13 protein-coding genes are annotated in these 14,292 nt (G+C 41.2%); all 13 read left to right on the top strand.

Annotation, left to right across the window (positions count from 1 at the left end; all coding sequences use genetic code 11):
* Positions 1-559: 559 nt before the first annotated feature.
* The 13 genes from LRL21_RS34400 to LRL21_RS34340 all read left to right on the top strand — a co-directional run bounded on the left by LRL21_RS34400 (position 560) and on the right by LRL21_RS34340 (position 14,202).
* A complete protein-coding gene (locus LRL21_RS34400; protein WP_240420331.1) occupies positions 560-2,572 on the top strand; it encodes a hypothetical protein in 2,013 nt (670 codons plus the stop codon).
* A gap of 492 nt (positions 2,573-3,064) precedes the next feature.
* Positions 3,065-4,204: a DNA polymerase III subunit beta gene (gene dnaN / locus LRL21_RS34395; protein WP_240420330.1), complete on the top strand. Its 1,140-nt coding sequence runs from the start codon at positions 3,065-3,067 to the stop codon at positions 4,202-4,204.
* A 43-nt stretch (positions 4,205-4,247) separates the two neighbouring features.
* Positions 4,248-4,691, top strand: a complete 444-nt coding sequence (locus LRL21_RS34390) for a DUF4258 domain-containing protein (protein WP_240420329.1) — start codon at positions 4,248-4,250, stop codon at positions 4,689-4,691.
* Positions 4,692-4,887: 196 nt separating this feature from the next.
* Positions 4,888-5,247: a hypothetical protein gene (locus LRL21_RS34385; RefSeq protein WP_240420328.1), complete on the top strand. Its 360-nt coding sequence runs from the start codon at positions 4,888-4,890 to the stop codon at positions 5,245-5,247.
* Positions 5,247-5,408, top strand: coding sequence for a hypothetical protein (locus tag LRL21_RS34380; protein WP_240420327.1), 162 nt, complete (start codon positions 5,247-5,249; stop codon positions 5,406-5,408). The genes LRL21_RS34385 and LRL21_RS34380 overlap by 1 nt, the downstream gene beginning before the upstream one ends.
* Before the next feature lie 102 nt (positions 5,409-5,510).
* Entirely contained in the window at positions 5,511-6,599 is a 1,089-nt protein-coding gene (locus LRL21_RS34375; protein ID WP_240420326.1) for a phosphoadenosine phosphosulfate reductase domain-containing protein, read from the top strand.
* A 19-nt stretch (positions 6,600-6,618) separates the two neighbouring features.
* On the top strand, positions 6,619-6,948 hold the full coding sequence (locus LRL21_RS34370; RefSeq protein WP_240420325.1) for a hypothetical protein: 330 nt from the start codon (positions 6,619-6,621) through the stop codon (positions 6,946-6,948).
* Between the two features lie 248 nt (positions 6,949-7,196).
* The gene (locus LRL21_RS34365) at positions 7,197-8,300 is read left to right on the top strand and encodes a hypothetical protein (RefSeq protein WP_240420324.1); all 1,104 of its coding nucleotides are present in this window, start codon (positions 7,197-7,199) and stop codon (positions 8,298-8,300) included.
* 667 nt (positions 8,301-8,967) lie between these two features.
* Entirely contained in the window at positions 8,968-10,512 is a 1,545-nt protein-coding gene (gene ltrA / locus LRL21_RS34360; protein ID WP_240420323.1) for a group II intron reverse transcriptase/maturase, read from the top strand.
* A gap of 340 nt (positions 10,513-10,852) precedes the next feature.
* On the top strand, positions 10,853-11,128 hold the full coding sequence (locus tag LRL21_RS34355; RefSeq protein WP_240420322.1) for a DUF3854 domain-containing protein: 276 nt from the start codon (positions 10,853-10,855) through the stop codon (positions 11,126-11,128).
* Positions 11,129-11,173: 45 nt separating this feature from the next.
* Complete coding sequence (gene ssb / locus LRL21_RS34350) at positions 11,174-11,605, top strand: single-stranded DNA-binding protein (protein ID WP_240420321.1); 432 nt, start codon at positions 11,174-11,176, stop codon at positions 11,603-11,605.
* Positions 11,606-11,834: 229 nt separating this feature from the next.
* Positions 11,835-12,113 carry a hypothetical protein gene (locus tag LRL21_RS34345; RefSeq protein ID WP_240420320.1) on the top strand — a complete coding sequence of 93 codons (279 nt, stop codon included), beginning with the start codon at positions 11,835-11,837 and terminating at the stop codon, positions 12,111-12,113.
* 160 nt (positions 12,114-12,273) lie between these two features.
* A complete protein-coding gene (locus LRL21_RS34340; protein ID WP_240420393.1) occupies positions 12,274-14,202 on the top strand; it encodes a DNA cytosine methyltransferase in 1,929 nt (642 codons plus the stop codon).
* The last annotated feature ends 90 nt before the right edge of the window (positions 14,203-14,292 follow it).

Raw genomic sequence — 14,292 nt, 5'->3', positions numbered from 1 at the left:
ATTAGACGCCCATGCCGCTAACGCGGAGCCATCAGATGATGAAATAAAGTTATTTCAGGATAGACTGGCAGCGCGTTATTTATTTCTCCCCCGGCTCTAGAACCATGGTCGGGGTTACTGCATTTATTAATGGTGTTATAAACGGTATATTAACGTTAACCGATACGCCCTGGGAACGAGTGCAGCGCTCTATTATCGAATGCCTTATCTTTACCGCTAAGACCTTTTTTCTGAAATGAGCCCGGGTCCGCGCGTACTGTCGTTATGTCGTTGCGATATGATTTCCCCAAATTTAAAGTAGAATTCGAGTGCTTTAGGCGATAGAATAGTAGTGTTAATATTTTACTGTGTTAACAATATGGGGTAATGGATTGAGGTGAAGGAATAGGGATATCGACAAGCTGATGAAATAAATAATGAACGGATGCGCACCGATGAACTACGTGGGAATCTGGAGTACTAATTGGTGGACGGAGCCGAAACTGAAGAATCGATTATACATGTGGCATCTGTAGATAGCTATGAAGCGAAAAGGATCATAATCGGGAGGGATCATACGTTGGCGAAACCTAAAAGTATTCGGCATATGCTTAGAAATCAGAGTCATTGGAATCCATTCAGTGACAAATACGATGTGAATAAGATTAGTGATGAATTGGAGACATACTTAGAAGCTTGGAAACAGGACAATGGGAAGGACCAGGATCCGGACGATCTGTACGCCTTGACTATCGTGAAAAACGGGCCCCTCTTTCATCAATACTTCAAACAGTTATATGAATATATGAGGGATGCCATCGATAGGACGAAGGCTCACCCGGAACAAATCATGAAGTATCTTGTCGCCATGGGGAATTCTGATACGATCCTCTTAAATGAGCATCTGAACGAGACTTTGCTTCGTGATTTCGATTCCATAAGGTTGGAAGAAATTGCTGATATTCAATTTGAACCGGGGAACGGGCTTCCCCCACTTCATGCGATAGGTGCTTTCGAGATGCAGGTCGATCTCCTCACCAGCTTACTGAATTACTTACGGTACTTTCTACATACTAAGGAATTGCACAGCCATTACGACGAAGAGCAATTAGAGCAAATCTCAAGTTATTTGTATTCCTCCTCCAACGTCATGTTCGCCGTGAAGGATTCATACGACAGAATCGTTTGGGAAGAGGGGAAGATGGAAGGGCCGCATCATAACGAGCTCCGTCTGATCTATAAAGATGATCAATACCCATTGCTTCTGAAGGTCGGACAACATCGCATCGAGCGGAATATACTCTCCGCCCTCGTAGAATTCCGAAATCTCTTAACGGAGCGTCCGGAGTATCAAGATATGACGAACTATATGAGAAAGAAGGTGCATCTTCACGAAGCGCGGGTGGACAACCGGGGGTTCGTTTCGATCCGGGTTACCAAATCAGAAGAATACCCAGCGAATGATGAAATGCTGGATGGATTGGCAGCAATCTTTTCCTTCTATCCACATGTTAATATGGAAACTTTAAAGGGCTTGGACCGGCTGTCCATCCGGGATATACTTGCCATCTACAGCGCCTTACTGACCTTGGCCGGTGCGTTGAAGCATGATTTAAGCCAAGAGGGAGGCGAAGAGAGCAAGAAACTAAAACGCTTTTTCATAAGAATCAAGAAGAAAGAGCTTCTTTCCTACCTGCAAAGCGTGACCATGTATTCCAAATCGCAAATTGAATCGTTCCTTACAATTGTCGAGAGTGATCTGTACGACACAGAAAGAAGAATCCATCTTTGGTCAAGGCCCTTGGTAAAAACAAGGGACGTCTATTTTCTGCTTTTGTCGAGCCTTAATGCGCCAAATTACTTACAGCTCATCGACGAATGGCTAGAGTCGGCGAATTATTCACTGAAGGAGAGGGGGACCGCGCTGGAAAAGTTAATGAAAGCGAATTTGCAGAGTTATCTGAAAGGGAAAGGCAAGTACGCAGTAATTCCGGAGAAGCAAAAGTTCTATGCAAATAAGAGGGAATACGAAGAAATCGATCTAATTGTGTCTATGGAAAAGATGATACTGATAATAGAAATTAAAAATATTAAGTTTCCGATGGAACCAAGGGATTTACATAATGGATATAAGCGCTTGAAGGAAGGCGCGGAGCAAGCGGTGCGGAAGCGGGACTTCCTATTGAGACATCGATCGACTTTCGATTCGGAGCTGCGAGGCATAGAAGGGAAAAGTATCCACATTGCGGTAGTTTGCAACTATCCACATTTCACTGGGATGGAGATCGATGGCGTGCCGGTTATTGACTATATGGCACTGCAGAGTTATATGAATACTGGCGAAATCAACGATATGAAAGCTTCCTTCGACGACAATAATGAATTTGAAACGGAAGTCGTGAATCAGGTAAAATTGTGGAGTAATATCGATGAATTTTATGACCATTTCGAAGCGTATCTAAGAAAGCCGACTATCGTGAAGAACTTATTGGAAAAAGTCGAGCTTAAAGAGAGCCTGATTACGCTCGAGAAGGCATCTCCTCAGATGTTTATACAGGTGGTTGAATTCAAAAAGCATGGGGCTGAGTTGTAGAACGTAACGCCGCATGCTAAGGCTAGGTATAATGATCAAGATAGCGTCAGCCCCGACGAAGCTCATATTGAATTCATCTGGTCAAAACCTTCAACCAATGTATTGAATAAAGCGGGGATCAAGACATTTTCTTAATTTGTTGAGCGTTTGTGACAAGCAATAATTCAAGCATCCCTTCCTGTAGATAGAGATGCCATTCATAAGGAGCTGTCGGGGCCGTAGTTTGCTTTTGTATATAGTGTCAACCTCTGGACTGGATGACGTAGCAGTAACAGGCAAGATTATTGCCAGCATTAGGATCATATGTTAGTATGTAAATGTATAATTTCATGTTGATTAACCTTTGTTAATCGTTACACACGAAGATAAAAGCCCTAGTGGCGGTATGAATTCCTTGGGATAGATATGTCTATTTCAAGAAAGGATCACCGACACGGGGCTTTTTTGCGTGTACGTGAATTTACAAAAACTATTCTTGGGAGATGAAGCGATATGAAAACACCAGTTAAAGAGAAGATGAAGTTTACTATTAAGGATGTAAAAAGGTTTGCTGATAAAGTTTCAAGTGTTGCAGATGCTTGCTCAACAACCACGGCTACCCCAATTCTGAGTTGCTTGAAAATCGATATTAAAGCAGGGAATGTAATGTTAACAGGTGGAGATGGTGTTATTACAACATGCATAGGAGAAAGAGATCTGATTTCAGCAAAACATGATGCCTCTTTTGCGGTACCGGCTAAATTATTTGCTGAAATTATTCGAAAGTTACCTTCCGGTGAAATAAATCTAACCATGAAAACCGAAACATTGTTATTGATTGAAGCTGGAAAGGCAAAATTCGATCTGGCCATATTGGACGTGAATGAATACCCATCCATCTTACTTGATAAGGAGATAAAGAGTACATTTACAATCCCTGCCAGTTCACTTGTAGCGTCACTTAAGAGCTCGATGTATGCTGCTTCAACAAAGCAGGTGAATCTTATTGGAGTAAATTTTGAGGTCGCAGTAGGGGGTACGGATTTAAAGCTGACTGCTACGGATCGAAATCGATTGTCACGTTCTCTGATCGAAAATGTTGTTGCGATTCCTTTTAGGGAAACGCTATCGTTGACCTCGTGCAGAGAGATTGTACGTATTTTCGATGGGTCTGAGACAAATTTAAAAATGGAAATATCAGAAGCAGTTATTTCAATATCAGGGCCAGGCGTCAAACTGATTACCAAAGTTTTGGATGAAGATTTTCCTGATACTGATAGGCTTATTCCTCGTGAATTTGAATTGGAGACTACTTTGGAGAAGGATAAATTAGTAGGGGCTTTGAATCGAGCCAGCTTATTTGCTAAGGATAAAAAAATGGCTATATTTACTTTGAATAATGATCAAATATCCATTGTGAGTAAGGCTGAAGTTGGACAAGTTCTAGATGTTTTGGATTGCAAAACAGACGGAAAGGAATTGCGGATAGGACTTGATGTCTTTTACCTAATGGATGCTTTGAAAGTGATTGATCAAAAAGAAATAAGGTTATCATTTACGAGTCCGGTTACACCCATGTGCATTAAGCCGGCAGAGGATACGTTAAAAACACTTGGTGTTTTGATACCTATGAGAATTAGAGAAGAAAGTTAGAGAATGAAGGACTATAAGAAAAGTCTTAAGGAGGTGTACCGGGATGATTTGCAGAAATGAATTACGCTGCGCTCAAGTTACAAATGAACGTCATGCTCGTATGATGAGACATTTTGAGGAAGATAATGACCGCTTTAGTAAATTCAGAGATGCATATGAAAACGGAGAAGCGGATCTGGCATTCGATGATCACGCTGAATTTCGGGTGCTCTGGCGCGCTTTTTCGGAGAGTCAGGTTCTAGAAGCATTGCTAAAGGGAGAGGTCATTGAAAGTCATTATAGAAATGGCGAATATGGATTTCTTATTTGGTACAACGTCAAAATAGCAACTCGTCAATATCGACCAATGCATGTTCGTGTTAACATGCCTGAAAATAATCAAAATTTTATGATGGTTATGACAGTTTATGATCCACGAACTAAAGAATGGATTTGGACCGAAAATTATACGCGACGGATTTGTTTATGTGATACTCGTGATCAATGAGGTAGGATTCTAAACAAAGAATCCTGAATAGCTATCTATTTATGCACGTGCATTAATTGCGAATCTGCGGTATAATGATCGTACAACGTTTTGAAGGAGATGGACCATGCATACTAAAAAAGCTGGCCGCCACAAGTCCGAGAACCCGCGTACGTTCGACCTACCAAAGACTCGTTTAACCAGGGAGGAAAGACGGATGATTGAACTGAAGGCTGTCTTACATACTAAAGGAAATATGGCCGAATATATTCGTGATTTAGTTTTAAACGATACCCGCATTCCAAAGCCCATGCCAACCTGCATTTGTGGAAGCACTTCACTAAAAATCATCTACATAGATGAGGAGCGGGAGGTAAATGTGGGAAATCAAGATTTAATTCTTACACTTACCGGCGTCCCACGAAGTGAATGTAGCAGTTGCGGTCGAATTATGGGAGACATGCGATTGGCTGCAAAATTAGAAAATGTTCTTGATGAGGAGATTTTATGGAGAGTCAATAATCACCATATCATTCCTAAGCAAATAGAATTTAATGAATTAGTCACCTTAACATAATGATGAAGAGGGCACTGCAACTTGCAGCTGCTCTTTTATTTTGCTTTTTTTTGGGAGGATTATTAACTATGGGATTACGTATGCAGTTTGATTTTGATACTGGCGGTTTAATGGATATTCCAGAAATAATAAGAGACATCGATTGTTCAATTAATACGTAAGTAGTCTATGGTGGTTCTGTCGATCCTATATATGGAAATGCTATAAAGATATCACCTCGGTATAAAGGTAGAACGGAGACGCATCACGATAAAGAGCATTTTTTGGAAAATCTCTTGCCATTAGAAGAATATTCGAAAATTATTGTTTTATTTAGTACCGGAAAGGATAGTCTCGGGTGTGTGCTCCATCTATTGGAACTAGGTGTACCCAAAGAGAAGATCGAGTTATGGCATCATCTAATCGATAAAGGCTCTGATAAGAAAATGGACCACCCTGTTACACTTCCTTACGCTAAGGCATTTGCAAAAGCTTTGGGAATACGACTCAGGTTTAGTTGGCGTGAAGGTGGCTTTTGGTCAGAGGTATATCGCTTGTGTTCATCGACTCCGGTTTCATTTGAGGATGAATATGGCATTACAACTGTGGAATCTAAATTATGGAAACGGACGCTCCAACTTAAAGAACTAATGGAGCAGGCTGAACTTGAGGATAATTTAGATGTACTGGAAACGTGCTTTAATGAATTAAAGCAAATAGGTTATAGGATGAAGCTGCCAGCCAAGGGGGCAGATCTGTCTACAAGATTTTGCTCAGCATATTTAAAAATTATGGTGGGTAACGTTGCAATAGTTCATTCAGAAGAAACAAAACGAGATTGTAAAATCTTAATGGTCAGTGGTGAGAGACGAGGCGAAAGCAATAATCGTCGAATGTATAATGAATGTGAAAAACATGGAACAAATGCAGAAATCAGAAATAATCGAACTGTGCATGTGTGGCGGCCACTTATCGATTGGTCTTTACGTGATGTGTGGGAGAAGATTAAGAGATTTCGCATCAACCCTAACCAGCTTTATAGGGTTGGTTTGAATAGAGTATCATGCGCGCTCTGTATATTTAATGGCCCAAGTCAATGGGCCGGTGTTAAAGAGCTTTATGGCAGCGGAGAAGGCAGTATGTTTCAACAGGTTGTAGACGCCGAAAGAGAGCTTGGGTTCACGCTCGACAATAAAGTTGATATAAATACCTTTGTCGGGAATGCGAGTAGTTGTATTGATCATTCTGATCGACGAGCACTCTCACAAGTGATAGAAGGCTTTTTTTATCCAGAAGATGTATTTGTTCCGTATGGCCATGAATGGGAGTTTCCAGCCGGGGCATTCCGTGGGTCTGAGGGTGGACCTTGTTAAGGTCGTAGCAAGATATAAGATGAATGGAGGAAATCAAATGTTAAGCGTAAGTAGATGTAAGGTATGTGGATGCACTGAAAATACTGCATGTATAACGAAGAATGGAGCTTGCCATTGGATAAATAATGATGAGGATATTTGTAGTGCATGTACTCCAGTTGTGGAATTTTATCCCGAGATGCATTTCTATCAATGCTCAGGTTGTATTGTCACTTTTGGAGTTGAAGCTGCTTTTGAAGATCAAACATCCGTAACATGTCCTATATGTCAAGAAGAGGATGAATTAGTTGACGCTGGTTTTGGATTTGTAACGATTACAAAGCTCCCCAATGATGAAGATGAAGAATGACTGAATCTCAAAAAGCAATTACTATAAACAACGGTTGATTTTTTTAACGATGTGATTTAACATAAAAGAGTAAACTTACTTTTTTTCAACCACTGTGTTGGTTGGACGTTATCTTGAAGAGTGAAACCCTATGGGTGGATGTATGTACGGCATAGCTATGCCTACAACTTCTACACATAGGGTTTTTTTGCGTTGTTTTAAAACCTTAAAAGGAGATGTATAGCATGTCGAGGATTAGCCAAAGGACTATGGATCAAATTGAGGAATTGGATTTAGCTGATTTTGCCGAAATGTTGGGAGATCCATTAAAGAAAGAAGGCCGTCACTTTTTCACTTATCGTAATGGTGGGGAGAAAACACCAAGCTTATGTATTACGCCAGATATGAGAATGTGGACTGCTTTTGGTTCTACGGAATCAGGACGTAATGCAATTAGCTACTATGGGTATCGCAAATGGAATAATCCCTATCCTAGTGGTAAAGATTTTATCGAAGCAGTGAAAGATGTAGCCCAGATCGCAGGTATCCTTATCGAATACGAGGATGGGCGTAAATGGGAGCCAACCGGCTATACGGGGATTCCAAAAATAAAACAAGCTCCGCCTATGATACCGGAGAACACGAAGAAAGACAATCCAACGCTTGATCGTTATTTTAGACGTTTGATGAACGAGTTCCCTATTATTTCTGCACACAAAACTCATCTGACATCTGAAAAAAGAAAAATGAACGATCACCAAATTCAGGTTCGCCAGTATCGATCCCTGACCGATAACAAGCAGGCTAGATATTATGCAGCTTCTAAAATCAGTAAAGAATTTGGTGAACCCGAAGGGATACCTGGTTTCATGTTCGTTAAAGGGACTTCAACGGGAAATTATTGGACCATTGGAGGAAAGCCGGGCTTGCTCATACCATTCCGCGACATATCCAATCATATTTCGGGGTTTCAAATTCGTTATGATAAGCCCCAAATTGAGATTGCAGTTAAAGGTATTGAAAATGTCAAAGTCCACGGTTCCGAACAAATAAAAGTTGTTGATGGTGATACCGGCTCGATTATGTGGGATGGACGAGAAGAGCAACTCCCAATTGTGCTTCCAGACGGAGTAGAGATCATTTCTAAGCGCCGCTGGTATGGTTGGCTTGCATCGAAATCAGATCCTGTGAAAGGTATTTTAAAAGGGACGAGTAGCGGAGATCCGGCACCATATCACTGTGCTGTTCCAACTTCTATTTTAGAAAAGTGGAGGCCTGGACAAAGCGTGCAAGATGTAATGGACACCTCAACCATTTGGTGGGGAGAAGGTCCCTTAAAAGGTGCGAAACGTTTTCCTACAACCGCAAATTAAGTGGGAAATGGAAGGCAGCGAACTGCTGCTAACTATCTAGTCGAAATGTTGAGTGGAAGCCTCAACCTTAGCCAACAGTCAAACGGCTTTGTACATGATACTCCTGCATGCAACGTTATCTGCAAATAACGCTGTATGAAGCCAGGTGAAGACGTAGTTCAAGTATCCTAAGTCTCGAAAGAGATATGGAGAAAGTGACGCGGTGTTCCTTAAAATCTAACTCATGGTGAGACAACGAATCCACGTGCGAACCGTCGTAAGGTCCTCATACTGAAAAGTATTTGTGGTTGAATGTAACCCTCTTTTATGGTTACGAAAAGATATCATCTTGTTGGATGATATAAATTCCTCTTGTTCTGAAATGTACGAGAGTATCAGGAATAATTGACTGTTAAACCTGATAAGCCACCGGCGGACAGTGGGCACCTAAAAGGTAGAAAACAAAGGGATAGACTAGATGGAACGTTTGAGATCCTGTAAATGGATGGACTGCAGTTCAAACGAAATTTACAGGAAGTCAGCAGTCCCATAGTAGTGATGAAAATGGGGAAACTCATGGGAGCGAAGGGGACTAGTCGGAAAGAGTTGGTTAATTTCTTTCACAAGTCCAAACGAAACATGTTGGAGTAAAGAGTCAATTCAAGTTTGAACCGAAAGTGGTGATTACTTGAAGGTAAATAGACTTGTGATTCGAACGGAAGAAGAATTGAACAGTACAAGAGATCGTATGTTCCATGAAGCTAAAGATGGCAAATCCTTCTTTGGACTTGTTGAGCTGATGAAGAACAAACAGGCGATCATTACCGCTATACACAACATTAAGAGCAATAAAGGTAGTTATACACCGGGTATTGATAATAAAGATATTGACCATATCCTTCAATTGGATGAGGAATATCTAATCAGTTTGGTTCTTCATTCAGTAGATAACTATGAACCAACTCCTGTCCGAAGAGTCTACATTCCAAAGACAAACGGGAAGGAACGTCCATTGGGTATTCCAACGATGATTGACCGTATCATACAAGAGCTTGCACGACTTATTCTTGAACCAATCGCAGAAGCAAAATTCTATCATCATAGCTATGGTTTTAGACCTTACCGCAGTGCAGAGCATGCACTAGCCAGAGTAAGAGATTTAATTTGTAAAAGCAAAACGTATTTCGCTATTGAAGGAGACATACAAGCATTCTTCGATAACGTAAATCATAACAAATTAATCGAAACTCTTTGGACTATGGGTGTTAAGGACAAACGCTATCTTGCGATTATCAAGAAGATGTTGGAAGCAGGTTATATGGAGAAAGGGAATCTCTTTTCAACAGATGTAGGAACCCCTCAGGGTGGGATTATCAGTCCTTTGTTGGCAAATATTTATCTAAATCATTTTGATTGGATGATTGCTAATGAATATGAATATCACTCCCATACTAATCGTTACACCAGAAGGGATTCTGCTTACGATCGACTGATGAAGCGAGGTCACCAGCCTACATTTCTTGTAAGATACGCAGATGATTGGATTATTCTTACGAAGACTGAGGAAAATGCCAAAAGGATTTTAGAGAAAATTGATAAATACTTCTCACACAGATTGAAGATTAGGTTGTCACCTGAAAAGACTCTGATTACTGACCTTAGAGTACGTCCAGCTAAATTCCTCGGTTATTGCCTAAAAGCAGACAAGCCCAGAAAAAGTGATAAAATAACGGGGATTTTATATCCGGATATGAAAAAACTCGGGAATAAAATTCGTGATATTAGTCGTGATGTAAAGCGTCTACGCTATCTACATGATATGGAATGGGCTGCTGTAAATATCGAGAAAATTAATGCGAAAATAGTTGGACTTGCTAACTACTTTAATAAAGGTATCAGTAAAAGAGCTCTTCAGAAAATTGATAACAGGTTATTCTGGAAGATGGCGGTTTCTATGAAATGGCTATATGGCTGTGAAAAGATTAATCAAGTGTTTATAAAAGCATACGATTCGATAGACTCTTTCAACAACAGAAAGTTCAGACATAGCGGCTATTTGACTAAAAGCTTCTTTGTTGAATTTGATGGTTTGAGAATTGGGTTGACACTTGCATCTATCACACCAGTCGCTTACTCAAGAAATTTCAATCGAAAATGGACTCCATATACGATTGTTGGCAGAAATCTTTGGAGGCAAGTGTCGTGCTTGCAAGTGTTTCCTTTTCGGTATTAAGCCTCACTGCCATCATAAAACCAATAAACTTCCTTTGGAAAAAGTTAATAAGGTTAATAACTTAATCACCCTTTGTAATGAGTGCCATCATATGGTTCATAGTAGCGGAATTATTACTGGTATTAACAGTAAAGGTGCTGAGTTGATTCTATTACTCCGTAAGAACTTGGAAAGTTAACCAGAATGTCTAAATCTGCGAAGATTTAGATAAATCCTTTTTTCGATGGAACGCTGTATGCGGTGAAAGCCGCACGTACGGTGTGGGATGGGGGAAAAGGTGGAGATTACATCAAAACCTTACCTATCATCATGAGACACTGCTTCTGATTTTACTGACGAATTGCATTTGCAAGTCGCTGGTGTATCTTCATGGCGCTTTCTATTGCAACCCACTATTAAACTGAAACCAAAACGTGTCGTTATAGGATTCGATGCAGATGCTCAATCGAAGGAAGAAAGTGTTGGCAAAGCAGTATTGAAATGCATTGAAGGAGCTAAGCCATTACTCAATGAGCATGGAATTGAGCTTGCCATCTATGTGTGGCCAGAGGAAGCTGGAAAAGGTATTGATGATCTTTTTAATAATGGATATAAAGGTCAGTTATTTGTCATTTAAAAGGTATATCAATTATTACTAAAAATACAAAGGATGTGTCCGAAGATGTTGAACCGGGTTATTTTAATCGGCAGGCTGACCAAGGAGCCAGAATTGCGTTATACCCCCCAAGGTATAGCAGTAACGACTTTCACGCTAGCTGTAGATCGTCCATATACAAATCAGCAAAAGGAAAAAGAAGCGGATTTCATTCCTATTGTAACATGGAGGCAGCTGGCTGAAACTTGCGCCAATTACTTAAGAAAAGGGAGACTCGCTGCTGTCGAAGGAAGAATGCAAGTCCGACATTATGATAACAATGAAGGGCGTCGTGTTTATGTAACAGAAGTTGTTGCTGATAACGTACGATTCTTGGAGTCCTCAAATAGTGGCGGAGGTAGTGGAAATACAGGTGGTTCCCCGTCACAGAGCTATCGAGATCCATTTCAAGATGAGGGAAAACCAGTTGATATTTCTGACGATGATTTGCCATTTTAGAAGGTGAATTTGCTCTCTATGGGGATTTTACCTGACCGAACTGTGCAATTGAAATATTTATTGGAGGTGCCATTCTATGGACGGATGGACATGGAAGGATACTATTGGATCGCTTGCAGTTGGAGTAGCAATTTATTTATTCATAGTTGGGATTAAGACCATAGTTGGGTTTTTATAGAAAAATCTTAATTGGGTTTCCCCCTTATATAGAAATCGGAGGTGCTTTTTGATGAAAGCTATTCGTGTGGTAGTTGAAATGAGATACAAGACCGAAGATGGCTTTGTAACACAAACCGATGAAACTCCCGTTGGCCAGGTTAGATTTATATTTACAGACAGCAGAGGGCAAAAATTGGGGAAAGCGACCATTTATTCGGACGAGTACAATCTTCCGAAGCTACACTCTTCTCTATTGGGTGAGGTCACAAAAAAAGGTGAACTATTGTACTTTGCGAACGGACCTTGGACTTATCGCTTGCGGTATATGGGTGAAGCGGTGATAGCATAAACAAATTGGAAGTGAAAGGCTGCAGAGAAATCTGTGGTCTTTTTTTATTTAATGAGAAATTTAGGGAGATGATCTATTGGAATTAAGTCGGGTAGCACAGCGCAAGTTTGATAGGAAGCATGGCAGGTATCAGTACCAGCACCCCGATTATAAGCGGGAAATCTTCATAGATAATTTCGCCGGCGGAGGCGGTGCAAGTACCGGAATTGAAATAGCTATTGGTAGATCAGTGGATGCAGCGATCAACCATGATCCTGCAGCAATTGCTATGCACCAAGCCAATCATCCGGGAACCTATCATTACTGTGAATCTGTATGGGATGTGGATCCGAGAGTAGTCGCCAAGGGTCGTCCGGTAGGACATATTTGGTTTTCTCCAGATTGTAAGCATTTTAGTAAAGCCAAGGGCGGAAAACCAGTCGAAAAGGGCATCCGCGGGCTGGCATGGATTACCTTACGATGGGTAGCTACGGTCAAACCGAGAGTCATAATGTTGGAGAACGTAGAGGAATTCAAGACTTGGGGGCCACTCATCGCAAAGGTAGATCCTGAGACTGGAAGAATGCTCAAAATAATCCGTGGGAATGAAGATGAGGACGATAAGATTGTTGTTTCTGAACCGGGTGAGTTTGTTCCAATTGATCAACGATACCTTATACCCGACCCCAAGAAAAAGGGCAGAACGTTCAAATCCTTTGTAAATGCACTTAAGAGGCATGGTTACGACGTTGAATGGAGAGAACTTCGGGCTTGCGATTATGGCGCTCCTACGATTCGTAAACGGTTTTTCTTGGTTGCTCGCTGCGACGGACAGCCAATTGTATGGCCAGAGCCAACACATGGCGAACCAAACAATCCAGAGGTAATGTCCGGTAAGTTAAAACCATGGAGAACAGCAGCTGAGATCATCGATTGGGACATCCCTTGTCCGAGTATTTTCGAGCGAAAAAAACCTTTGGCAAAAAATACGCTTCGAAGAATCGCTAGAGGAATCATGAAATATGTTATTAACAATGATGATCCTTATATAGCGAATTATTACGAGCCTGGGTTTGAAGAAGCCCCAGATCCTTTTATCGTTAAGGTTAATCATGCTGGTAATGAGTTTAGAGGTCAAGGAATTAAGGAACCGATGCAGACTATGACAGCCAAGAATGGTTATGGGCTTGTAACACCATTTATATCGAAGATAGGTCAAACCAAATTCGGCGGCGATAATATGCAGTATCCTCTGATGGATCCTCTTACTACGATTGTAACAAAAGCGGAGCACTTGCTTGTCAGTCCTACACTTATTCAAGTAGGTTATGGAGAGGGACCGGGTCAAGAACCGCGCGCACTCGATCTAAAACGTCCGCTTGGTACAATAGTAGCCGGTGGGAACAAATTTGCTGTTGCTGCAGCTTACCTTATCAAGCATTACGGAGGCAACTATACCGGAGCGGGAAATGATCTAAATGATCCACTTTCTACCATAACTACCGTAGATCATAATGCTTTGGTAACAGCTCATGTCGCACAGCATTTTGGAGAATCGATTGGTCATGGATTGGATCGACCATCTTCTACGATAACGGCTATAAATAAATCAGCGTTAGTGACAAGTAACTTGGTCAAGCTTCGAGGTAAAAACATCGGACAACCTGTGAACGAGCCATTACGGACTGTAACGTCCGGAGGGCTACATCATGCAGAGGTTAGAGCTTTCTTGATTGCCTACTATGGCAGCAGTGTAGGGCAAGATGTGAAAAATCCTTTGGGGACGATCACCACACGCGAACGCTTTGGCCTTGTCATGATTAAAGGGACTGTATACCAAATAGTAGACATTGGAATGCGAATGTTAGAACCGCATGAGCTGTACGCAGCACAGGGCTTTCCAATAAGTTATATTATTTCAGGATACCAGGTGAACGGGAAAGCCGTGACCAAATCGGATCAGGTAGCTCGCTGTGGTAACAGTGTCCCACCACCATTCGCGACAGCATTAGTTCGTGCCAATATGCCAGAGCACTGTCCGGGTTCAGGAAACGTACTCACGTTTGAACGGTATAAAGAGCCGGTAGGGCAATTGCAATTATCTATTTAATGAAGGTTAAAATTTCTAAAGAGCAGTTCGAGAGGTCATAATATCTATGCAGTAGTTTCGAGATTATTTAGGCAAAGATACATCGATAAG

This window comes from Paenibacillus periandrae, from assembly GCF_022458865.1.
Taxonomy (GTDB): domain Bacteria; phylum Bacillota; class Bacilli; order Paenibacillales; family NBRC-103111; genus Paenibacillus_S; species Paenibacillus_S periandrae.
Note: the sequence above shows the minus strand (reverse complement) of the source record. Positions and strands in the feature narration are given on the sequence as shown.